Here is a 22,102-nt window from a genome sequence, read left to right on the forward strand (position 1 = left end):
TCACTACTTCCTTTTAAAAACTCGCAAACTATAATAATTGGCTTGTTGTCACAAATTCATAGCCTTCCTCTTTTAAATACAGAATAACATCTTCCAAAGCATCTGCGGATTGTTGGTGAATATCATGCATCAAAATAATGCCATCATCCTTTGCTTGTTCCTTCAAGTTCGCCAAAGTTTTTGACGGTGTTTTATGGTGCCAATCAAGTGTATCAATATTCCATAAAACCGGAGTTAACTCAATGACTTCTCGTACCGTCTCGTCAATGGCGCCGAATGGGGGTCTATACATTGTGGGATATTTCCCGATTGCATCACAAATTGCTTCGTTTGCTCGATTGATCTCCGCTTGCATTTGCTTAACATTAAGCTTCGTTAAATTTTTATGGCTCCATGAATGGTTGGCAATTTCATGCCCAAATGCATCTGCCTTTTTTACAATTTCCGGATGCTTCACAACATTTTGACCAAGGACAAAAAATGTTGCCTTCACTTCATGTTTTTGAAGCGTTGTTAAAACCTGTTTTGTCACATATTGATGTGGACCATCATCAAAAGTAAGCGCAATTCTTTTCTTATCACCTCTAGTAGGTTGGCTCTGTTCATCCTCTTGCTTTTGAGTTAATATTTTTTCAACCTCTATGTATTCATCACAGTTTTGAATAGTCCGTGATAACCCCCCATTATATAAATAAAAGGGTTTCACTAAGCCATTGCCACTTGATGCTGTATTAATAAATTGGTTGTACGCTACTTGTTCAGAATAAGTTAGGCTCATCGTAATCTTCTCGCTATCTGCAAATGTGGATGGCACATCTGTCCAAAAACGAAAGCCTAGAAAAACTATTAAACTAAACATAATACCGAGTAGTCCAACTTTTTTGCCCATCTTATTGCCCTCCAATCGTCAGTATATTAATTAGACGTATGAACACAGCAAAAAGTTGATAATATTTCAAAAAAAAACATATTTTCCTTAAAATTATATTGGATTGTTCTTCAAATGCATTTTTACCTATTAAAAAGTGTTTGTTTAAAAATTAAATTAACATTGAACCGTTGATTTCCATTCCGGGACCGATGCTTTCCCCGGGCACGGCTCCAGCTAACTAAATTGCGCCTACAACGGCAGGCACAATTTAGTGGATCTTCCGCGCGTGCTCCTGCGGTTACTCGTCGCAAAATAAATTTCGCTATTCCCGGTGGAGTCACGGTCCCTCCATTCCAATCAACTTATTAATCTCTTTAAATAAAGTGACATACGATATCTATAATGACTAGTAATTAAACCAATGAACGTGAACAAATTGAAATAGGGGCGATTGAACAACTTGTTCCTGCTAAGCATCTAGTTAAAATTTATAATAAAAGACAAAAGGTCTCGAGAGACCTTTTGTCGACAATCTGAGAGTTCGGTTTACATACGAACACCTTTATAATAAATTTTTAGTAAGCTGTCCATCCTGCATCTGCAGTAATAACAACCCCATTTACAAAATCAGAATCCTCAGATGCTAAAAAAAGTGCAACACGCGCAATATCTTCCGGTTCTCCACTGCGTGGGTTATAACTTGCTCCTGCCATTGCACGAGACATACCTTCTTGATTTGCATTACTGAAACTTGCCCCAATATTTGTATTGACCCCGCCTGGAGCAATCGCATTACATTTAATGCCTTTTTCTGCATATTGGAATGCTGTATTTTTCGTTAATCCTATAACCGCATGTTTAGATGCTGTATAAGCAGCCCCTGCCCTAGAGCCGTATAAACCACCTATTGAGGCAATATTGATAATCGTTCCTGCACCCTTTTCCAGAAAAATAGGCATTGCTTGACGGCTTGCACGCATAACACCTTTTACATTTATTTCAAATACTCGATCCCATAAGTCATCTTTCACGTCACCGACTGGAGAGAAGTCGTCCATAATACCAGCATTGTTTACTAAAATATCAAGTGTACCATAACTATTTAAAGCGGCTTTTATTAATTTATGAATATCTGCTTCCGTCGCAACATTAGCTGCTACAGCAGTCGCCGTTCCACCCAGTGCTGTAATTTCTGCTACTGTTGCCCCTGCACCTTCAAGAGTTAGGTCCGATACAACAACCTTTGCACCTTCTCGGGCAAATAAAATGGCCGTCGCCTTCCCCATTCCTGATGCAGCACCTGTTATTACTGCGACTTTATCCTTCAATCTCATACTTAAAACCTCCTAAATAGGATTTCGTTACTTTAATAATTTCGACGGTAACAGCCAGTTTACCTTTAAAAAATACATAAAAAGGAAGTAGAACTTCGAAAAGTTCCGCTCCCTTTATACTTACTTTACAAATTTCACTTCCTGAAGCTTATGATGACCTGAATCATTGATCCAGTGCCCTTCTATTTTTTCACTTAAGCCCGTAATATAGGCTTGATGGTGTACGTATATCATTGGTGCTTCTTCTATTAAGATTTCTTGAGCCTGTTTATACAATGTAAGACGTTTCGTTGTATCAATTTCTTCACGTGCTTCATCTAATATTGCATCTAACTCTTTATTACTATAGAAAGTAGTATTACCAGATCCCCCGTGATTTTTAGAATGGTATAGTTGTGTCAGGAAATAATCTGCATCACCTACTGGATTTGATAAACCTAGAATATACATTTCATGCTCACCAGCATCCGTCTTATCAAGGTATGCACCCCATTCTAAAACTTCGATATTAGCTGTAATATTTAATTGCTTTAATTCTTCTTGAAGCATAATGGCAATATTTTGTCGTTGTGGATTATCGTTTGTCCAGATTGAAGTTTCAAAGCCTTCTGCGTATCCAGCTTCTGCTAAAAGTGTTTTTGCTTTTTCAATATCTTTAGTAATCGGCGTTAGTGTGCCATCATAGCCAAACACAGTTGGTGCTAGTGGGCCACGTGCCGGTTCACCAATTCCTTCATAAATACCATCAATGATTAACTGTTGATCTACAATCATCGAGATCGCCTGACGTACACGTACATCATCGAACGGTTTCTTGTTAATATTAAACCCAATGTAAGATAATGAAGAACCTGGAGTAATACTAACTGAACTAGATGTTGCATCAACCATTTCCACTTCATTAGGTTGTACTGGTTCAATAATATGTGCATACCCTGTCTCAAGTTCGGCTGCACGCGTTGCACTTTCAGGAATTACTTTGAAAGTTACTGAATCAATATAAGCCTTTTGATTCCAGTAATCCTGATTATTCACTAATTTAATTTCCGTGCCTGGTGTCCATGAATCAAACTTCATAAAGCCAGTACCAACTGGACCATTAGCATTCATAATTGCTCCAGCTATATTGCCCGCTTCCATATTTTCATAATCTGCATCAATTTGTGCTGGTGAAAGAATAACGCCTACTGGGTGGTTTAAGTGGTTTAATAGTGGTGCGAATGGATAATGTGTATGAATACGTACTGTGTAATCACTCACAACTTCCACTTCCTTAATGGCTTCAAATAAAAATGCGCGTGGCGCTGCAACTACCGGATCCAAAATTCGTTCAAAGCTCTTTTTCACTGCTGTAGCATTGAATTGTTCTCCATCATGGAATTGTACCCCTTCTTCAAGTTCAAACTCCCATGTTAAATCATCAATGGATGTCCAGCTTTTTGCCAAGCCTGGTACAATTTCTCCATCTTTATCCTTTTTTACTAATCCCTCTGTTATGTTTGATAATACCGAAGCTGATGGAACGTCCGTTGACATATGCGGATCTAGATTTGCGGCATCGGATAATGTTGCTAATACTAAATCACCGCCTGCTCCATCTGTATTATTCGAAGAATCTGCCGAAGCATCGTTATTACTAGAAGAATCTTCTGTTGAATCATCTCCACCGCTACATGCAACAAGTAATAAGGCAAATGCCATTACTATAAATAGTAGAAAACTATTTTTAAAGTTTTTATTCATTTGTTGTACCCCCTTTGATTTTTGTTTCATCCATATTACAGCCTAAATTTTACAGGTTAAAATTCATAAAACAAACAATATTTTAAATTTTTATTCATTTCAGACAAATAATTCGTTCATATTATTTTCGAAATAAATTACTTAAATGAGCAAATAAAATATGCTATATAGCAAAAACAACCTTTTTTCAATAGTACATTATGCATTTTTTATACATTTTCGTTTAATAAAAAAAGAGCTAAGCAGTGGACAACCTGCTTAGCTCTTCATTTTAATTCGCCGAAACTGTTGATTTCGACTTTAATGTATTGTTTTTGTCAGTCATAAAGCCCTCTAATGCTGAGAATAATGTTTCAATATTTTCTTCCGTTAGACGTTTTCTATCAAGGGTTTTTGTCCAGTTATTTAACTCTGACATTTTTAACACTTCGACATTTTGCGAATGAATTTCAATTTGTTGAATTGAACAATCGTTTGTAAAGACAACAACCGACTCGAATAGTGTTGCATCCACTTCTGGAAGCTGATCCTGCAAGGCATTTACCAAACGCTTCGTTTCGTGAATTGGGTTGTTGAATGTGCGTATTTTATTCTTATGTAATAGCTCTTTCCATTCAATATTTTGCTCTCGTCCATTAATCCAGCCGGATTTATCTTTAATGTTCACTACATAAATACCGGATTCATGTAGGAGTAAAGCATCAATTAAATGAAGTTCCTCATAAATAGGAATTTGTAAATTAATCATTACTTTTCGAGCGCCTTTAGCCCGCTCTAGATCATGCATAATTTTATTTAATACTCGGACCCTTTTCTTCATTAATACATCAAAATAGGAATAACCTGTTATTTTATAGAAAATGGTATTGTCATGGATATAAATTTTGTATGCGAGATAGCCTACAATTACCATTACAACTATTATAAATAAGGTCACTACGCTCACTCCTTGCGTACATTTTATACTCCATTTTAACAGACAACTGTACCCTTTTACTATGCACCTATAGACTAATTAAAATTGTAAACATATTCAAAAAACAATATTATACAGTGCTTTTTAAATGGCTTTCATTCTTTAAAATCGAAAGGAGCTGATCTAGCCTACTAATTTCATAAGTTGACACTATGGATTGTGGCGGTGCAACATACATTGGGTTTAACCAGCACGTATCAATACCTGCACGAGCCCCACCAATAATGTCTGCACTATAGGAATCACCTATAATCAATGCCTTATTTAAATCGAAATTCGGAATATGGTCAAACACATAGTCAAAAAATTGCTTCATCGGTTTTTGATAGCCTGTATTTTCCGAGACGAAGATTCCTTTAAAATAAGGAGCTAGTCCCGTAACTTGTAGGCGTTTCATTTGTGTATCTGCCAAGCCGTTTGACGTAATATATAAGTCATATTGAGGTGCCAATGTTTGAATTAATTCCATTGCGCCTTCTACAAACACTTTACTCTCTGTTAAATAGCCGCGATATTCAGCATCCAATGCTCTTCCGTCTACTTCATAGCCAAAGTATTCAAAAGTTTTCCCAAAACGTGTTTGCATTAACTCTTCTCTAGTAACTAGCCCCTCTTCAAGTAAGCGCCATAAATTAGAGTTTATCTCACGATAGACACTTTCGATTTGTGGAGTTAATGGCAGCTGATGTGCTTCAAATAACTTCGGCAAAGCTATTTTTTCTGCTGCTTTAAAATCGAGCAATGTATCATCTAGATCAAATAATAAAAATTGATAGTCTTTCATTTATATACTCCGTTCCTACAAAGCTAATTTACTAACAATATCATAGTTATTATAAAATTTTAAGTATTTACACGAACTATGATTTTCGTTAGCATGACTATATTGGTTTAAATTAAGAAAGAAGGTTTTCCTTTATGGGATTCGAGCTGGACCCCCAACTCATTATTATTTTAATTTGCTTTGGTTTTTTAGCTGCTTTTATCGATTCTGTTGTGGGAGGCGGTGGTCTAATTTCCTTACCGGCACTAATGTTTGCTGGGCTTAGTCCATCTGCAGCCGTTGCAACCAATAAGCTTGCCGGAACAATGGGATCACTAACAAGTACTATTACTTTTTACCGTTCTGGAAAATTGGATTTTAAATCGGTAATGAAATACTTCCCTTACGTCTTTATTAGTTCTATGATTGGGGCATGGATTGTTCATTTACTAGATCCTAATCTATTAAAACCACTAATGCTTATTATGTTGGCTGCTGTAGCAATCTTCACCATTTTTAAAAAGGATTGGGGCAGTATTTCTGCAGTTAAGTCACTATCTAAGACAAAATATATGTTATTCTTCTTAGTCATTGCACTTATTGGCTTTTATGACGGCTTTTTGGGACCAGGTACAGGTTCATTTTTAATTTTTGCATTTTTAATAGTAGGGTATGATTTTTTAAAAGCTGCGGGCAATGCAAAACTTCTGAACTTTGGAAGTAATATTGGGGCACTTTTAATGTTTGTCTATTTAGGACAAATCAATTATACATATGGGCTTATAATGGGGGTTGCACAAATTTTCGGTGCAATTGTCGGTTCTCGATTTGCCATTAAGCGTGGAAGTGGCTATGTTCGTGTTCTATTCATCATTGTCACAGTTACTTTACTTGCAAAAAATGCATATGATTACTTTTCGAATTAGGTTTTAGTAAAGAGACTAGGGCATAACCCAAAAATTGATTTCCATTCCGGGACGCTTTCCGCGGGCACGGCCTGAGCCTGTAGTCTCAGGCGTCGTGCTTTTCCCGCTGGAGTCGCCCTCCATTCCAATCAATTTTTTAAAATATCCCTTTCTTAACAAGGGACTTTACCTTATCCGATGAAATTTCTACTTCTGTCCCAACCTCTTTAATTTTATAAATTCCTCTGAAACATAGTCGGCGCTTATATATTACTGCATTTCTTTTGTTGGACCCATTACCGGTGGGACATTTAAGCCTGCTTGTCGCAGTAATACGGTCATTTGTCCGACATGATGTGTTTGATGGGTAATGACTACACGCAATAACTCACCGCGCTGCTTCATCCCTCCAAAAGCAGGTACTTCCTCTAATAATTGTTCTTCAGTTAATGTGGCTGCTTCTTTTTTATAGGCTTCACGTACTAGCTCATATTTCTCAATGATTTCTTCCATTGTTTCAGGCTGTGGCATATCTGGTCCCGGAGCAGGAATTTGTAACCCTGCAAATTGACCAAATGCACCTGCTACACTCACTAAATGCCATGATAACCAACCTAGTGAATTGTGGTCATCGACAATCGCAATTTTCATTTTATCATTCGAAATTGCCTGCATTACTCTTAGTGCACCTTTTGAAGCTATTGCCCAATCTTTTACGAAATCTTCTGCTACACGATACATTTAAAACTCCCCTTTTATGATTATTTATACCAATCATACCGAACAACATAAAAATGGTCTATTTATAGATATTGCTGAATAATACGCCACGCTTCTACCTTTTCATCGAATGATTTTATATTTTTTCCTGGTATAGGGCTTGTAGAAGGCATTTTCCCATATGAACGATCTTCCAAAACCTCTAGTCCCACATGCTTCTTAAATACTTCAAAACTTTTACCACCATTAAATAAGATAAGTTTAATTTGCGGATATTTTTTAAAAAGCGCTACAAAATCATTTGGAATTTCGTTTTTAATCGTCGCATCCAAGCTCCCTTTCCGGTCACAGCTTTTTATTGAATCCCATAAACCGATTCTATGTGTACGAAGAAGTCTTATTTTATCATTATAGTTTTCAGGGATACCTGTTGCTAATAGCCTCCCTATAATCGGCCAAAAATGATTTCTGGAATTACCGTAGTATTGCTGTTTTTCTAATGATTGTTTTCCTGGCATCGAGCCTATAATAAGCACATATGTCTTATCATCTACAATTGGAGGCAATACATTTTGTATAGGTTCCATCGTATCCCATCCTTTCTTGTAGATTTAGTATATTAAATACATACAGGACATGCCAAACATCAGGAAATAGTCATAAACTTTCACCCATGAAAAAGGCTACTTGCACACCGAGTGAGTTTCGTCGGTTGCAAATAGCACTTTTTTGCTTATTGATTAATTTGTACGTTTTGGATTTGGTAGATGCCTGTCGCGTCAACGGATAAACCTGTAACATTATTCGCATATCCTGTTAAGTATGCTTGGTGATGAATGAATGCCGCTGGTGCCTCTGTATTAATCATTTCCTGTACTTCCTTATAAATATCTGCACGTACCGCTTCATCTGTTTCAATACGACCTAGTTCCAATAATTCATCCAACTTCGCATTGCTATAGCGAGTACGATTGTTATTACCGATATCGGATGAGTGGAATAATGGGTAAAGTGCACCATCTGCATCCCCTGTAGAAGGCGCCCATCCTAGCATGAACATGTCATGATCTCCTTTGGATGTTTTTTCTAAATATGCACCCCATTCCATTACTTCAATTGTTGCTTCGACTTTCAATTGCTTCAATGCTTCTTGTAAAATTATTGCTATTTGTTGACGCTGTGGATTGTCATTCGTCCAAATCGCCGTTTTAAAGCCATCAGCAAAGCCTGCCTCCGCTAATAATGCTTTCGCTTCTTCTAAGTTTGTATCCTGTTTGGTTACATCTTCTGTATACCCCCATACCATAGGTGATAATGGACCAAAGGCTTGCACACCAAAATCATCAAATACTCCTTTAATAATTGCTTCACGGTCTAATGCTTTTGTGATGGCTTGACGAACTTTCGGGTTATCGAATGGTGCCTTTTCCGTATTGAAGCCTAAGTATGAAATAGATACGGAAGGTTGCTTTAATACTTGTGCAAACCCTTCTACTAGTGGTACTTCTGTTGGTTGCACTGGATCTATAATATGTGCATATCCAGCTTCTAAATCCGCTGCACGTGTTGCACTTTCAGGTACTGTTTTAAAGACCGCTGAATCGTAAGCAACTTGCTCACCCCAGTATTCTGTATTTTTCACTAAACGAATTTCCTGACCTGGTGACCACTTCTCTAATTTTAAGAAACCTGTACCGATAGGGTTCTCATTTCCGTAAGCACGTGCCTCTCCGCCATTTTCCATCCGTTTATAGTCTTCTTCAATAACAGCTGGGCTCATAATATTACCCCCTGGATGTGTTAAAGCAAATAATAGCGGTCCATACGGTTTCTCTGTTTTAATTTGAACTGTATAATCATCCACAACTACAATCTCTGAAATCGGTTCAAAGTTTGAAAGACGTGGCGAAGCGATATTCGGGTCAAGTAAACGGTCCAAATTCACCTTTACTGCTTCAGCATTAAATTCTGTGCCATCATGGAATTTTACCCCTTGGCGCAATTTTAATTGTAGAGTCAAATCGTCTACATATTCCCATGATTCTGCTAATAATGGCTCAATTTCACCAGTCTCAAAGTTTCGAACAACTAATGTTTCGAAAATATTGCGTTGTATATTTGACGAAGGAATATCATTTGAACCGTGGGGATCCAATTCTACTGCCTCTGAAAGCACTTCTATTACTAACTCGCCCCCTTGAGCATCTGTCTTTTCTGTAGTTTCATTTGTAGCTGCTTCATTCTTCTCTGATGTCGCATTTTCATCACCGCTACATGCGGCTAACAATAAAAGAAAAGAGAACGTTAATAACATCCAAAACCTATGTAACTTCATTTTTAACACTCCTTATATAACTGAATTTTCAATTTTTTATATCATAGCTTTTTATAGAAGACATTTCAATGTTTTTTCATATATGTTTACTTGGATTATTTTTCCCAAAACTAAAAGAACCACAGGTAGTCTGTGATTCTTTTAATTTTATTATTTATTTTTGGTATACTACATTACCTGCAACAACTGTTTTTAATGCAGTTGTTTGTAATATTTCATCGGCAGTGCAATGTAATAGATCTTTATCTAGTATTGTAAAGTCTGCATCGTATCCTGAGCGGATGTAACCCCGTTCATTTTCTTTACAAATGGCCTCAGCACTTCCCACAGTGTACATTTTTACGGCTTCAAAGCGTGTTAGCTTTTGTTCAGCACCATATCCGTCATGCGTATCTTCTAGCTTTTTACGTTCTACTGCTGCATAGATTGTTTCAAATGGACTAATGGCTTCTATCGGCGCATCGGTTCCTGCCGCGCACATTAAGCCTTCTTCACCAAAAGTCTTCCATGCATACAAATGACCAGAACGGTTTTCCCCCAGCTTTTCAAGTATCCATGGGAAATCTGACGTTACAAAAGCAGGCTGTAAATCCAAAATAACAGACAGCTTTTTTATTCGATTTAGCTGCTCTTCCGATACGAGACAGCAATGAATGAGGCGGTCACGCTTTCCTTTAGCAACCGGGTATTTCTCTAAATATGGTAATACTTGTTCCATACTACCGTCTCCAATAATATGAATGGCTACTGCTTCCCCGTATTTTCTCGCTAATTGAATAAGGGCTTCCAGTTGTTCATCTGTATGAATGAGCATACCTTTATTATCAGCTTCATTTACATATGGTTCCAGAACTGCAGCTGTCGAGCCTCCAAAGGATCCATCAGCAAAAATCTTCATTGCACCGGGCTCGATAAACGGTTCATCAAATGACACATTATTTATAACCATTTCTTCAAAGACTGTATGGTGACGCAATAAATTGACACGGAAATGTTTTTTGCCACCAACAACACGCTGATAAGCTGTTAGTGGATTGGTATACTGTCCAAAATAGGCCATTTCCTCGGTATGTCCGCCTGTTAATCCATAAGATTGCATATGTTCAATGGCCAGTTGAAGGTAATGCTCCAAACTAGCAATATAGCTTTCTCCTTCTTGCTGGAAAGTAGACGAAACCAAATTCATAGCTTGCTCATACAGTAAGCCATTCAGCTCGCCATTTTTATGCCGCCCCAATTTTCCGCCTTCCGGATCTGGTGTGTCTTTTGTTACACCTGCTAATTGGAGTGCTGCTGAATTTACTAATGCAACATGGTGACAAACGCGATTGAGGAATATGGGTTTGTTAGTGATAGCATCTAGTTCTTCTTTTGTTGGTATTTGACCATCTATAAATTGATTATCATTCCAACCATCGCCCATTAACCATTGCCCTTCATCAAGCAGACTTGCCGCATTCTGTACAAGTTCCAAAATTTCCTTTCCACTCTTCGCCTGCGTTAAATCCAGTCGCATTAACTTTGCGCCATGCCCAATCATATGCAAATGACTATCGACAAAGCCTGGATACATGAATGCGCCTTGTAGATCGATAATTTCATCAGCCTTTTCCTGTAATTGATCGAAATCTCCTGTTTCTATAATTTTGCCTTCATGAACAAGTACAGCCTGAACTGTACTTCCTTCTTGTTCCATCGTATAAATCGTGCCATTTGTCCATAGTTGTTTCATCTCCCACAATCCCCTATCTACATATCAAATTCACTTCTTAAGTAAGGCTGTCCTATGTTCATATGATCCAATGCCGGTTCATACGAGCCTTTATGAATAAATGTAATTTCATCAATATCCGATAAATTTTCGAAGTAAGAGCGTGCTAATGTTTCTACGAACATTCTCGCTCCAGCAGAACCTTGAATAGTATAAATATCGTCGCCTAAATTTAACACTAAGCTTTTACTCTCAGTTTCTAGTGTATAATCCAATAGCTCTACGTCATGCTCATTTACTTCCTCGAAAATAAAAGGTACTAGGTTTCCTTCATCGCCTTCAAATTCTTCTTCAAATGGAACTGTATTTTCAGCATTTGCATCTGATTTATATAAAGTAATCATTTTTTCCTCTACATTTGTATCACCTTGAGTTACATCATCTGTAGTATTTCCCGGGACATTATTTGTTATATCTGTTGTATCTTCCGTCCCACATGCTGCCAGCACAAATATAAGTAACAAAGTAAAAAATAGCTTCTTCATTGTTGGACCACTCCTTTTGATGTGTTACTTCCACGATAACGAATATACTCTCAATTTTCAAACTTTTATAATAATAAAGTTGTATTTTATAGGAATTCGCGCCTTAAACCATAAAATCCCAATACTGAATATAAATTGTTTTCAAAATATATTGACAATGATAATTCGCTCTAATAATATTAAGGAACACTAAATAAATTGGAACAAGGAAAGGAGATTAGGGGCATGAAGACAACACCTTTAGATGTACACGTTTCAAAGCGACAACTTCATATTTCCCTTTTCCGTACTTTTGTTTTAATTTAGCTTGCACTTTTAAATAAAGGGCACGGATTTGGACTTCCTTGTGCTTTTTTTCGTAATGACACCTTTTCGAAAAATCGAAAGAGGTGTTTTTTTGTTGGATAAAGGCTTTTAAATGTTCTAAATCCAGGAAAACAGTGCTACTTAGTGAAAAAATTCAGGAGGGCTTTGTATGACAATCTTTATGCGAAAACTATTAAAAACGGATCGATTCGATGATGGGTAGCCAATGCTACAAACTTTATAGAAGGAAGGTATAAGTAATGTTTAATGTGTTTGTGAAATTAAAATGGTTTTTTAAACAGTACCGTAAGCAGTACACCGTTGCTATTACGCTATTGATAATTGCAAGTTTTATAGAAGTATTACCACCTTGGATTTTAGGTGAAGCCATTGATGTTATGACCGGTGGCGATATGGATCAGGCACAGCTTCTTAAGTATGTCGGATTTATTCTGGCAGCTGCAATCGCAAGCTATGGATTAAACTTCTATTGGCAATACCAGTTATTCGGTGGTTCAATTGCACTGGACCGAATATTGCGAAAAAAATTAATGCATCAATTTCTGCAAATGACCCCTACATTTTATGAAAAAAACCGTACAGGGGACTTAATGGCTAAAGCTACAAATGATTTAAATGCCGTCACTCTAACAGCAGGATTTGGTATCATGACGCTAATTGATTCGACGGTGTTTATGGCACTTATTATTTTGGCAATGGGCTTCTTCATCTCCTGGAAACTAACTTTCTTTGCAATGCTCCCAATACCGGTCATGGCAATCATTATTCAATATTTAGGTAAGATTGTCCATGAGCGTTATATGATTGCACAAGGTGCGTTCGGTGAAATGAATGACAACGTTTTGGAATCTGTTGCGGGAACACGTGTTATCCGCGCTTACGTCCAAGAAAGTAAAGACGAAGAACGTTTTGAAGAGATGAGCGAAAATATCTTTGTTAAAAATATGCGCGTTGCCTATATTAATGGTCTTTTTATGCCAATTACAAAAATCGGAACAGGAGTCTGTTACGTTATCGCGCTTGGGTACGGAGCCGTCCTTGTATCAAATGAGGCGCTAACAGTCGGTCAACTTGTATCCTTTAATGTGTATTTAGGGCTTGCAATCTGGCCAATGTTCGCAATTGGCGAGCTGATTAACGTCATGCAGCAAGGAAGTGCATCTCTTGACCGTGTACAGGATACATTAGAGTATGAAGCAGATGTTAAAAATCCAAATGCTCCAATGAATCATAACGTACCCAATTCAATTGGTTTTTCTGAGTTTACTTTCCAATACCCTTTATCTCAGGTAAAAAACTTACAGCAAATTTCATTGAATTTACAAAAAGGGCAAACTCTTGGCATTGTCGGAAAGACAGGTGCCGGAAAAACAACCTTCATTCGCCAGCTATTGCGTGAGTACCCGTTAGGAGACGGGCAAATTATTATTAATAATACCGATTTGGCACATATGACGAAGGAACAAATTTTAGATTGGATTGGCTATGTACCACAAGATCATGTGCTATTTTCTCGTACCATTCGTGAAAATATATTGTTCGGAAAAGAAGATGCATCATCAGCAGATATTGATGAGGCTATTCGCTTAGCAGACTTCGAAAAAGACTTAGCGAATTTACCACTAGGCATCGAAACACTAGTAGGGGAAAAAGGAGTATCCTTATCCGGCGGACAAAAACAGCGTGTTTCAATCGCACGTGCACTAATTAAAGATCCGGAAATTTTAATTCTGGATGATTCCTTATCTGCGGTAGATGCCAAAACAGAATCAAAAATAATTGAAAATATTCAAACAGAGCGCGCTGGGAAAACAACTATCATTTCAACTCACCGCTTATCAGGAATTCAGCATGCGGATGAAATAATTGTACTGGATGATGGTTTTATCGTTGAACGGGGTACACATGAAGAGCTTCTACGCTTAGGTGGTTGGTACAAAGAGCAATTTGACCGCCAGCAGCTTGAGGAGGTAAAACAATGAGTACATCGAAGCGACTGTATCTTTATGCTTTAAAATTTAAAAAGCCGATTTTAATCGGATTATCATTATTAACAATTGCTGTTGCAACAGATATTGCAGGTCCATTTATCGCAAAATATATTATCGACCACTACATGGAACCAGGTAATTTACAGGCAGAGCCAATTGCGATTTTATTATCGATTTTCTTCTTGTTATCCGTGCTGACTGCTGTGTTCCGTTATTTAATGTTCATCTTTTTACAACGGGGTGCAAACTTTGTCATTCAACAGCTACGGAAAGATGTGTTCGGACATATTCAAAAGCTACCAATTGAATACTTTGATAACTTGCCAGCCGGTAAAGTAGTTGCCCGTGTCACAAATGATACAGAGGCTATTCGAAACCTTTACGTAACCGTACTTTCGCAATTTGCGAACAGCTTTATTACCATTGCAGGGGTATATATAGCTTTATTTATTTTAAATTGGAAAATGGCGCTTTTTGCCCTAGTGCTCATTCCAATCGTCTATATTTGGATGATTTTATACCGTAAATTTGCTTCACAATACAATCATGTCATTCGTACAAAAATTGCCGATATTAATGCGATGATTAATGAATCGATTAATGGAATGACAATTATTCAGGCTTTCCGCCGCGAAGATCAGATGAGACTTGAATTTGATGAGATGAACGATGAGCATTACCAATACAACCGTAAACTTTTATTATTGGATTCTGCGACTTCACATAACTTAGTAAATATTTTACGACTTGGTATGTTCGCTGTATTCGTTTATTACTTCGGTACACAATCGATGACATTGCCTGAAGCAGTATCAGCAGGTACACTTTATGCATTTGTTGATTATATTACACGTCTATTCAATCCAATTACTAACTTGGTCAATCAATTTTCGCAACTGGAACGTTCACTTGTAGCGGGTACCCGTGTATTCGAGTTACTTGATCAGCCGGGAGAAGAAGTAAGCAAAGAAAGAATTGAGCGCTACAAAGGAAATGTTGTATTTGATCATGTTTCATTTGCATACAAAAATGACGATTATGTATTAAAAAATATTCACTTTGAAGCAAAGGAAGGCGAAACTATTGCACTTGTTGGTCATACAGGCTCAGGAAAAAGTTCAATCATGAATTTGTTATTCCGCTTCTATGACCCACAAAAAGGACGTATTATCATTGATGGGCAGGATATTACAAAGCTGCCTCGACAAGCAATTCGTGAACATATGGGTATTGTATTACAGGACCCGTATTTATTTACCGGAACGATTGCATCAAATGTTAGCTTGAATGATGCGCGTATTTCACGTGAGATGGTTGAAAATGCACTGGAGGCGGTCGGTGGTGACCGTGTTTTATCAAAATTCGAAAAAGGAATTGATGAACCAGTAATCGAAAAAGGAAGTACCCTTTCATCTGGTCAGCGCCAATTAATCTCATTTGCACGGGCATTAGCATTTGACCCAGCCATTTTGATTTTGGATGAAGCAACATCTAATATTGATTCTGAAACAGAAGAGATTATTCAGCATGCGATGGATGTACTAAAAAAGGGACGGACTACTTTCATCATTGCACATCGTCTTTCTACTATTAAAAATGCAGATAAAATTTTAGTATTAGACCGTGGTGAAATCGTTGAGCAAGGCAGCCATGATGAGCTAGTTGCACTTGGCGGCAAATATGAATTGATGTATCGATTACAATCAGGTTCGTTAATTTCTTAAAAGCAAAAGGTGCGGTCCGGAAATTCATTTCGGACAGCACCCTTTTTCTATTTTTATAGCTTTTTATTTGGCCAATAAGACCATTTTCCAAATACCGTAATAATGGCTGGTACAAGCAACGGACGTACAACAAACGTATCCAGTAATACTCCGACTGCCGTTACGATACCGAATTGTACTAATAATTGAATCGGTAATGTAGCTAATACTAAGAATGTACCCGCTAAAATTAAACCTGCCGAAGTAATAACTGCTCCAGTCGATGCAATACCATTCACAATTGCCTCACGATGAGCAATACCACGCTTTCGGTTTTTCCATATATCTGAAATCATGAATATATTATAGTCATTTCCTAACGCAATAATAAATACAAAACTATATAACGGAATTGCACTTGCCATCGCTTCATGTCCTAGACCGTAATGGATTATTAACCAACCTGCGCCTAAAGCTGAGAAGAAGGAAATCAAAACAGTTACCATCAGTTGAATCGAAGTAATAAGGGCACGTAAGTAACCTAGTAAGACGATGAAAATAATGATAATCATAACAGGTTGAATAATATTTTCATCACCTGATTGTACAACCTTTGTATCTAATTGGGCGCTTGTTTCGCCCCCTATCCAGAACTGACCATCTTCCAGATTATTTTCAGCTAAAATCGACTTCACATCATCTTTCATCTGTTCAACATCATCCATTGCTTCATTTGAATATGGATTTTTATCTAAATCTATTTCATAAAGCTGAATATTATTATTTACATCACCTGTACGCATTTCTTTAACAATGCTTACGTAAGGCAAACCTAATAATTGTTCTGTAATATTAATATCTGTTCCTTCTGAATCTACTAAAAGCTGTACCGGAGCTAGTTCGCCCGGTGTGAAGTTATCTTCAATAATTGTAAAGCCTTCACGTGAAGGCATATCTTCCGGGAATGAAGAAATTAAATCATAATTATATTTAATATTCGTTGAAGCGAAAGCTAAACCAATCAAAATTACACCTGCAATAACAATAACAAGCCATGGTTTTGTCGTTACGAATTCACCGACCGCACGCATATAACGGTGATTTGGCTTTCGAGGCTTATATGGTTTATTTTTCTTTTCCGCATGTGCTTTTTCAGCCGATTCCGTACGTGGAACGAATGGCCAAAATGCTGCACGACCTAAAATGCCGAGTACTGCCGGCAATAATGTGACAACGGCAAAACCAGTTATTAATACACCGAAACTAAATGGAACAGCGAATCGCTGGAAAGCACCATAGTCCGCTAAAGCCAGTGTTGCTAAACCGATTACTACAGTTAAACCACTCATCACAATGGCACCGGTAGATTCACGTACTGCCATAGCTAACGCCGTAAATTTGTTTTCTTCTGTTAATAATATGTCACGGTAACGTGTAATTAAGAATAAACAATAGTCTGTACCCGCACCAAATAGTAGGACAATCATAATCGCTACTGCCTGCGCATCTTTATCGATCCAACCGTTTTCTGCCATCACCCCTAATAAAGGACTAACAACTAAATATGCAATCCCAACAACAACTAAAGGAATAATAGCTAAAATTGGAGAACGGTAAATTAATAATAAAATGACTAAAATAATAATCACAGTGGCAATCATAAGTTGAACATCAGCTGCTTTAAAAAGATCCGTAGCATCAATTGAGATTCCAACCGGTCCCGAGAAACGCGCATGTAATCCTTCATCTTCCAGGTTCGACTCATATGGATTTTCACCAAACTGTTCTTCCGTACGTTCTTTAATAATTGCTAAGTTTTCTTTTAATACATCTGTATTTTTATCTGGGGAGAAAAATACAGGTGTTACAAGTGCTGCTCCATTTTCCGATAACAAGCCCATCAATGCTTGAGCCGGAAGTTCATGGAATGGCGGAATAGATTCCTGCCCATTTAGTGGATCATCTGCAAGTTGCTTGTATAACCCTTGGATATTTGTCAAATCCTGTTCTGTAATTCCTGATTCGTTATACCAAGTAATTAATAATGGAATTCCACTATCTGAAGCAAATTCTTCTTCTAAAATCTTTCCTGCTTGTATTGATGTATATGTTTCTGGGATTTCATCGCCCGCAAAATTTTCTACACTATTAATTTGCGGAAATATAAGTGCAAATGTAACAGCGAATACAATCCATAGTCCTACAACTATCCAGCGTGTATTCTTGCCGCCCATTGCACTTCCCCATTTTTCTAATGGATGTTTTGACACAATACAACCCCCTTCTCCCACTTTTCTATTTACCATTTTTTACTAATAATCATACCCTACAAACAATACCCTCATACATGGTTATACAAACATTGTACAGCATATGAAAAACATTTGACAAGTGCTTTTTTTTTCGATTGAATAGACATAAATAAGAATTTACTTAAGGAGGTGCAAAACTTGGTTAAAAAAACATATTCTATTCAGCAAGTATCCGATATTACAAATCTTTCTAAACAACTGATTCGTAAATGGGAAGATCGCTATCAAATCATTCAACCTGAAAGATTGGACAATGGTTATCGCGTTTATTCCGAAGACGAAGTACAAACTTTAATGCTGCTGAAAAATCATATAAATAATGGCATGACAATTAAGCAAGCTGTAGACCATTATCTTAAATATAAAGATGCCCCAGAAGTGAACCCTATTACTTTCTTTCATAAAGCGCTGATTAAGGCTGGTACGGAAGGGGATGAACATGAGATATTACATTTACTCGAACAGGCACACCATAAATTTGGTGTTGAAAAGCTGATTCATGAAATTGTCGTTCCCTTTTTACATGAAATTGGCCAACTTTGGTGCGAAAATGCGTGGGGAGAATATCAGGAAGCTATCAGTAGTCAAACGGTGCGAGACTTTTTAAGTCATATCCGTCGGCACTTTTACATCCCCGAAGATGCTCCGCTCGTTTTAGGTAGCTGTCTTCCTGGAGAAAGACATGAAATTCCTATGCAGATCCTACTTATTCAATGCATGTTACGTGGTTATCGAACACTAATGCTCGGCCCTTCACCTGCACCTACCGCGATTCAATCGACTATCGCTTTAAAAAAGCCGACCATTGTGCTCCTCACAGGATCCACTGAAATTGCTTTTACTGAATTTGCACAATCGATTACAACATTGGAAAAGTTGGCCCAAGCACATCAGGATATATCTTTTTATATTGGTGGAGCAGGTGCGGAAATCCACTATAGCGAATTTGAATTAAACGCTTTAAAATTATCACGCACAATTGATGATATCATCCCCGCAAAAAAGAATTAAAAAATAACCCAGACAATACAAGCTCACAGTAAAGGATGTTATAGTCCCCCTACTACGAGCTTGTAATTTTTATATCCAATTTACAGTAGTTGTAATGTCGTGATACATGTTCCATCTTCCTCAAACGTTGTTAAATCCCCTGTTACACTTTTCCCATCATAAGACATTTCTACAATGAAAGCTTCATTACGTGGCAACCATAAATCGATGAAACCATTCTCTAAAGTTGTCAACTTCTCATCCACTATAACTTCGCCTTTTTCATTTTCAATAAACACATCTATTTCTTTTTGAACTAATTCTCCTTGGCACCCTGTTAAACTATGGTCTTTACAAGGATGAGTTTCATTAACATACGGTGCAATTGAAATAAAAAACTCATCTTCCGGTAAATCATATGTAATTTTATTTTCATTTGTATCCGTTATGATTAATTGTGTTGAAGTAATTGATGCTTTATCATCAGTCGTTTTGTTCGCACTATATTCCGCCACCAAACCCTTCACATCTTCACTTTCGCCTTTTGAAATAGTTTCAGTTTCAGGCTCGACTCTCTTGTTATCGATTGCTTGGCTAACCGTTTCTTTTTCATCACTGCATGCAGCTAAAAACATCATCACAAATACACTTAATACTATTGATTTCCAATTCATTTTTAGAACTCCCTCCCTTTATCCCAATATTGTAATCCATTTAGTGATGCAATACTGTGAAAAAGATAGGACAATTCTGAAAAATGATAGATTTTTAAAACCAAGATTGATCATTTCACTTTTTTCGTAAAATGATCAATCTTTTTATTAAAATAAACTATTTATCTACGTCTTGGCTGGTTTTTACGTTCACTGCCTGACGTCTTTTTAGTGTCCGCAGGATGTCTTTCGTCTTTTACTTGATCATTAAGTTCTTCCATTGGGATCGGATCGACAAATTTCATTTCCTCATCTTTATCAAAAATACTTTCGTTTTCGGTATTTAATAAATCAGGATTGTCGAGTTTCTTATGTTTAATTTTTTCATCTCTTTCTTCTCTCATTTTTAAAAACCTCCCTTTCTAGTACTCATTATATTTATTACCCGATTACTAGAAAGAATACACCTTTTTCTCTCAAATCAATTGTCCACAATGATTCCAAAAGAAAAATCCGTTGCACGAGTTTTTTCGCACAACGGATCTATTTTTTATGCCTCTATATAGTCACGGGAATCAACATTACGAATCATATAATCAAACGCTCCTAAAGCTGCTGTTGCACCTGAACCCATTGAGATGACAATTTGTTTATACGCCGTGTCTGTACAATCACCTGCGGCAAAGATGCCAGAAACATTTGTCGCACCGTGCTTATCGACAATAATCTCTCCATGCGCATTCATTTCTATTGCCCCTTGCAGGAATTCTGTATTTGGCAATAAGCCAATTTGAATAAATACGCCTTGCAATACAATTTGTTTTTCTTCACCTGTTTTTCGATCCTTATATGTTAAGCCATTTACTTTATCAGTACCTGTAATTTCTGTTGTTAAAGCATTCGTAATGATTGTTACGTTTTTCAGGCTACGAACACGTTCCTGGAGTACTTTATCAGCCTTCAATTCTTCACTTCGTTGAATTAGAGTTACGTGATTTACTACACCTGCTAAATCAATTGCAGCTTCAACACCTGAGTTACCTCCACCGATAACCGCTACATCTTTCCCTTTGAAGATTGGACCGTCGCAATGCGGACAATAAGCAACACCTTTATTTTTAAACTTCTCTTCACCCGGCACTTCCAATTGACGATAGCGTGCACCTGTTGAAAGAATAACCGTTTTCCCTTTTAAGACAGCACCATTTTCCAATGTAACTTCAATAAGATCTTTTTTCTCGACCTTTTTAGCGCGCTGGGATTTCATTACATCGATTTCGTAGTCTAATACATGTGCCTCTAAGCTTGATACAAATGCAGGACCTTCCGTTGCCTTTGTTCCGATAATGTTTTCGATTGATAGCGTATCATTTACTTGACCACCGAAGCGCTCAGCAACAATACCTGTACGAATCCCTTTACGCGCCGAATAAATTGCCGCTGCAGAACCCGCCGGACCTCCACCTACTACTAATACATCAAAAGGTTCTTTATCCGCAAACTCCGAACCATCCGATACTTCCCCAAGCTTTGTTAAAATATCTTCCAATTCCATACGACCGCCGCCGAAATTTTCACCGTTCAAATAAACTGTAGGTACTGCCATAATGTCACGATCTTTAATCTCATTCTGGAAAGTACCACCTTCAATCATCACGTTGGAAATGTTCGGATTTAACACTGACATAATATTTAATGCTTGTACAACATCTGGACAGTTGTGACAAGTTAAACTTACATACGTTTCAAACTTCAATGGCTGTTTAATGGCTTGAATACGTTTTATAACCGCGGCATCTACTTTTGGCGCACGACCTGAAACTTGTAAAAGCGCTAAAACTAGCGATGTAAATTCATGACCAAGCGGTAAACCTGCAAACACAACACCTGATTCCTCTGCACCTACCTTATTAATGCTAAAGCTTGGTGTACGTTCCAACAATGCATGTTGCACCGTAATACGAGGCGACATTTTTTCAAGTTCCTCTACTAAATTGAGCATATCTTGTGAAGTTTTGTCATCACCAATACTCGCTTTAATTAATAAATCTCCTTCAAGCATCGTTAAATACTGCTGTAATTGTGCTTTAATTTGATTATCTAACATTGCACTGGCTGCTGTATGAATGCCGATGATTGTTCCCCCGAAAAATAATCGACCATTCTCCCTCTAATACAGCAAGCCTTTCACCTTCTTTCATATTAAATTAAAAGATAGAGAGC

18 protein-coding genes are annotated in these 22,102 nt (G+C 37.4%); 4 read left to right on the plus strand and 14 right to left on the minus strand.

Annotation, left to right across the window (positions count from 1 at the left end; genetic code table 11):
• Positions 1–28: 28 nt before the first annotated feature.
• From MKY13_RS18860 to MKY13_RS18880, 5 genes are all read right to left on the minus strand, one after another.
• The gene (locus MKY13_RS18860) at positions 29–889 is read right to left on the minus strand and encodes a polysaccharide deacetylase family protein (protein WP_339214441.1); all 861 of its coding nucleotides are present in this window, start codon (positions 887–889) and stop codon (positions 29–31) included.
• Between the two features lie 557 nt (positions 890–1,446).
• The gene (locus MKY13_RS18865) at positions 1,447–2,205 is read right to left on the minus strand and encodes an SDR family oxidoreductase (RefSeq protein WP_339214443.1); all 759 of its coding nucleotides are present in this window, start codon (positions 2,203–2,205) and stop codon (positions 1,447–1,449) included.
• A gap of 120 nt (positions 2,206–2,325) precedes the next feature.
• Positions 2,326–3,948, minus strand: a complete 1,623-nt coding sequence (locus MKY13_RS18870; protein WP_339214445.1) for a glutathione ABC transporter substrate-binding protein — start codon at positions 3,946–3,948, stop codon at positions 2,326–2,328.
• A 271-nt stretch (positions 3,949–4,219) separates the two neighbouring features.
• Positions 4,220–4,885, minus strand: coding sequence for a nuclease-related domain-containing protein (locus MKY13_RS18875; RefSeq protein ID WP_339214447.1), 666 nt, complete (start codon positions 4,883–4,885; stop codon positions 4,220–4,222).
• 109 nt (positions 4,886–4,994) lie between these two features.
• Positions 4,995–5,708 carry a YjjG family noncanonical pyrimidine nucleotidase gene (locus MKY13_RS18880; protein ID WP_191701414.1) on the minus strand — a complete coding sequence of 238 codons (714 nt, stop codon included), beginning with the start codon at positions 5,706–5,708 and terminating at the stop codon, positions 4,995–4,997.
• Positions 5,709–5,842: 134 nt separating this feature from the next.
• Between MKY13_RS18880 and MKY13_RS18885 the strand changes: the two genes are divergently transcribed.
• The gene (locus MKY13_RS18885; RefSeq protein ID WP_191701415.1) at positions 5,843–6,613 is read left to right on the plus strand and encodes a TSUP family transporter; all 771 of its coding nucleotides are present in this window, start codon (positions 5,843–5,845) and stop codon (positions 6,611–6,613) included.
• A gap of 249 nt (positions 6,614–6,862) precedes the next feature.
• Here MKY13_RS18885 and MKY13_RS18890 read toward each other — a convergent pair whose 3' ends face one another.
• From MKY13_RS18890 to MKY13_RS18910, 5 genes are all read right to left on the minus strand, one after another.
• Positions 6,863–7,333 carry a DinB family protein gene (locus MKY13_RS18890; protein ID WP_339214451.1) on the minus strand — a complete coding sequence of 157 codons (471 nt, stop codon included), beginning with the start codon at positions 7,331–7,333 and terminating at the stop codon, positions 6,863–6,865.
• A 62-nt stretch (positions 7,334–7,395) separates the two neighbouring features.
• Positions 7,396–7,899: a DNA-deoxyinosine glycosylase gene (locus MKY13_RS18895; protein ID WP_191701417.1), complete on the minus strand. Its 504-nt coding sequence runs from the start codon at positions 7,897–7,899 to the stop codon at positions 7,396–7,398.
• A 146-nt stretch (positions 7,900–8,045) separates the two neighbouring features.
• Positions 8,046–9,647, minus strand: coding sequence for a glutathione ABC transporter substrate-binding protein (locus MKY13_RS18900; protein ID WP_191701418.1), 1,602 nt, complete (start codon positions 9,645–9,647; stop codon positions 8,046–8,048).
• A 154-nt stretch (positions 9,648–9,801) separates the two neighbouring features.
• Entirely contained in the window at positions 9,802–11,379 is a 1,578-nt protein-coding gene (locus tag MKY13_RS18905) for an amidohydrolase (RefSeq protein WP_339214454.1), read from the minus strand.
• Positions 11,380–11,396: 17 nt separating this feature from the next.
• A complete protein-coding gene (locus MKY13_RS18910) occupies positions 11,397–11,903 on the minus strand; it encodes a membrane lipoprotein lipid attachment site-containing protein (RefSeq protein ID WP_191701420.1) in 507 nt (168 codons plus the stop codon).
• Between the two features lie 566 nt (positions 11,904–12,469).
• Here MKY13_RS18910 and MKY13_RS18915 point away from each other — a divergent pair.
• Positions 12,470–14,212 carry an ABC transporter transmembrane domain-containing protein gene (locus MKY13_RS18915; RefSeq protein WP_191701421.1) on the plus strand — a complete coding sequence of 581 codons (1,743 nt, stop codon included), beginning with the start codon at positions 12,470–12,472 and terminating at the stop codon, positions 14,210–14,212.
• Complete coding sequence (locus MKY13_RS18920; RefSeq protein WP_339214457.1) at positions 14,209–15,945, plus strand: ABC transporter ATP-binding protein; 1,737 nt, start codon at positions 14,209–14,211, stop codon at positions 15,943–15,945. The genes MKY13_RS18915 and MKY13_RS18920 overlap by 4 nt, the downstream gene beginning before the upstream one ends.
• Positions 15,946–15,998: 53 nt before the next feature.
• On the opposite strand, the gene MKY13_RS18925 is transcribed toward MKY13_RS18920, so the two are convergent.
• Positions 15,999–18,194: an MMPL family transporter gene (locus MKY13_RS18925; protein WP_339214459.1), complete on the minus strand. Its 2,196-nt coding sequence runs from the start codon at positions 18,192–18,194 to the stop codon at positions 15,999–16,001.
• A gap of 180 nt (positions 18,195–18,374) precedes the next feature.
• On the opposite strand from MKY13_RS18925, the gene MKY13_RS18930 reads away from it, so the two are divergent.
• Positions 18,375–19,247, plus strand: a complete 873-nt coding sequence (locus MKY13_RS18930) for a MerR family transcriptional regulator (protein WP_339214461.1) — start codon at positions 18,375–18,377, stop codon at positions 19,245–19,247.
• A gap of 80 nt (positions 19,248–19,327) precedes the next feature.
• Here the strand turns inward: MKY13_RS18930 and MKY13_RS18935 are convergent, their stop codons facing one another.
• The 3 genes from MKY13_RS18935 to ahpF form a co-directional block, all read right to left on the minus strand.
• Positions 19,328–19,900 (minus strand): CueP family metal-binding protein, encoded by a 573-nt coding sequence (locus MKY13_RS18935; RefSeq protein ID WP_191701425.1) that lies wholly within the window; start codon positions 19,898–19,900, stop codon positions 19,328–19,330.
• A gap of 161 nt (positions 19,901–20,061) precedes the next feature.
• Entirely contained in the window at positions 20,062–20,283 is a 222-nt protein-coding gene (locus MKY13_RS18940) for a hypothetical protein (RefSeq protein WP_191701426.1), read from the minus strand.
• 146 nt (positions 20,284–20,429) lie between these two features.
• Positions 20,430–21,986: an alkyl hydroperoxide reductase subunit F gene (gene ahpF, locus MKY13_RS18945; protein ID WP_191701427.1), complete on the minus strand. Its 1,557-nt coding sequence runs from the start codon at positions 21,984–21,986 to the stop codon at positions 20,430–20,432.
• Between the last annotated feature and the right edge of the window lie 116 nt (positions 21,987–22,102).

Source organism: Solibacillus sp. FSL W8-0372, from assembly GCF_037969735.1.
Classification (GTDB): domain Bacteria; phylum Bacillota; class Bacilli; order Bacillales_A; family Planococcaceae; genus Solibacillus; species Solibacillus faecavium.

Bases quoted from the DNA above. Each gene is read 5' to 3' on its own strand.
- MKY13_RS18935 (WP_191701425.1), bottom strand. From the start codon at position 19,900: ATGAATTGGAAATCAATAGTATTAAGTGTATTTGTGATGATGTTTTTA.
- ahpF (WP_191701427.1), bottom strand. From the start codon at position 21,986: ATGTTAGATAATCAAATTAAAGCACAATTACAGCAGTATTTAACGATG.
- MKY13_RS18940 (WP_191701426.1), bottom strand. From the start codon at position 20,283: ATGAGAGAAGAAAGAGATGAAAAAATTAAACATAAGAAACTCGACAAT.
- MKY13_RS18915 (WP_191701421.1), top strand. From the start codon at position 12,470: ATGTTTAATGTGTTTGTGAAATTAAAATGGTTTTTTAAACAGTACCGT.
- MKY13_RS18880 (WP_191701414.1), bottom strand. From the start codon at position 5,708: ATGAAAGACTATCAATTTTTATTATTTGATCTAGATGATACATTGCTC.
- MKY13_RS18910 (WP_191701420.1), bottom strand. From the start codon at position 11,903: ATGAAGAAGCTATTTTTTACTTTGTTACTTATATTTGTGCTGGCAGCA.
- MKY13_RS18920 (WP_339214457.1), top strand. From the start codon at position 14,209: ATGAGTACATCGAAGCGACTGTATCTTTATGCTTTAAAATTTAAAAAG.
- MKY13_RS18885 (WP_191701415.1), top strand. From the start codon at position 5,843: ATGGGATTCGAGCTGGACCCCCAACTCATTATTATTTTAATTTGCTTT.
- MKY13_RS18860 (WP_339214441.1), bottom strand. From the start codon at position 889: ATGGGCAAAAAAGTTGGACTACTCGGTATTATGTTTAGTTTAATAGTT.
- MKY13_RS18870 (WP_339214445.1), bottom strand. From the start codon at position 3,948: ATGAATAAAAACTTTAAAAATAGTTTTCTACTATTTATAGTAATGGCA.
- MKY13_RS18890 (WP_339214451.1), bottom strand. From the start codon at position 7,333: ATGTATCGTGTAGCAGAAGATTTCGTAAAAGATTGGGCAATAGCTTCA.
- MKY13_RS18865 (WP_339214443.1), bottom strand. From the start codon at position 2,205: ATGAGATTGAAGGATAAAGTCGCAGTAATAACAGGTGCTGCATCAGGA.
- MKY13_RS18900 (WP_191701418.1), bottom strand. From the start codon at position 9,647: ATGAAGTTACATAGGTTTTGGATGTTATTAACGTTCTCTTTTCTTTTA.
- MKY13_RS18905 (WP_339214454.1), bottom strand. From the start codon at position 11,379: ATGAAACAACTATGGACAAATGGCACGATTTATACGATGGAACAAGAA.
- MKY13_RS18895 (WP_191701417.1), bottom strand. From the start codon at position 7,899: ATGGAACCTATACAAAATGTATTGCCTCCAATTGTAGATGATAAGACA.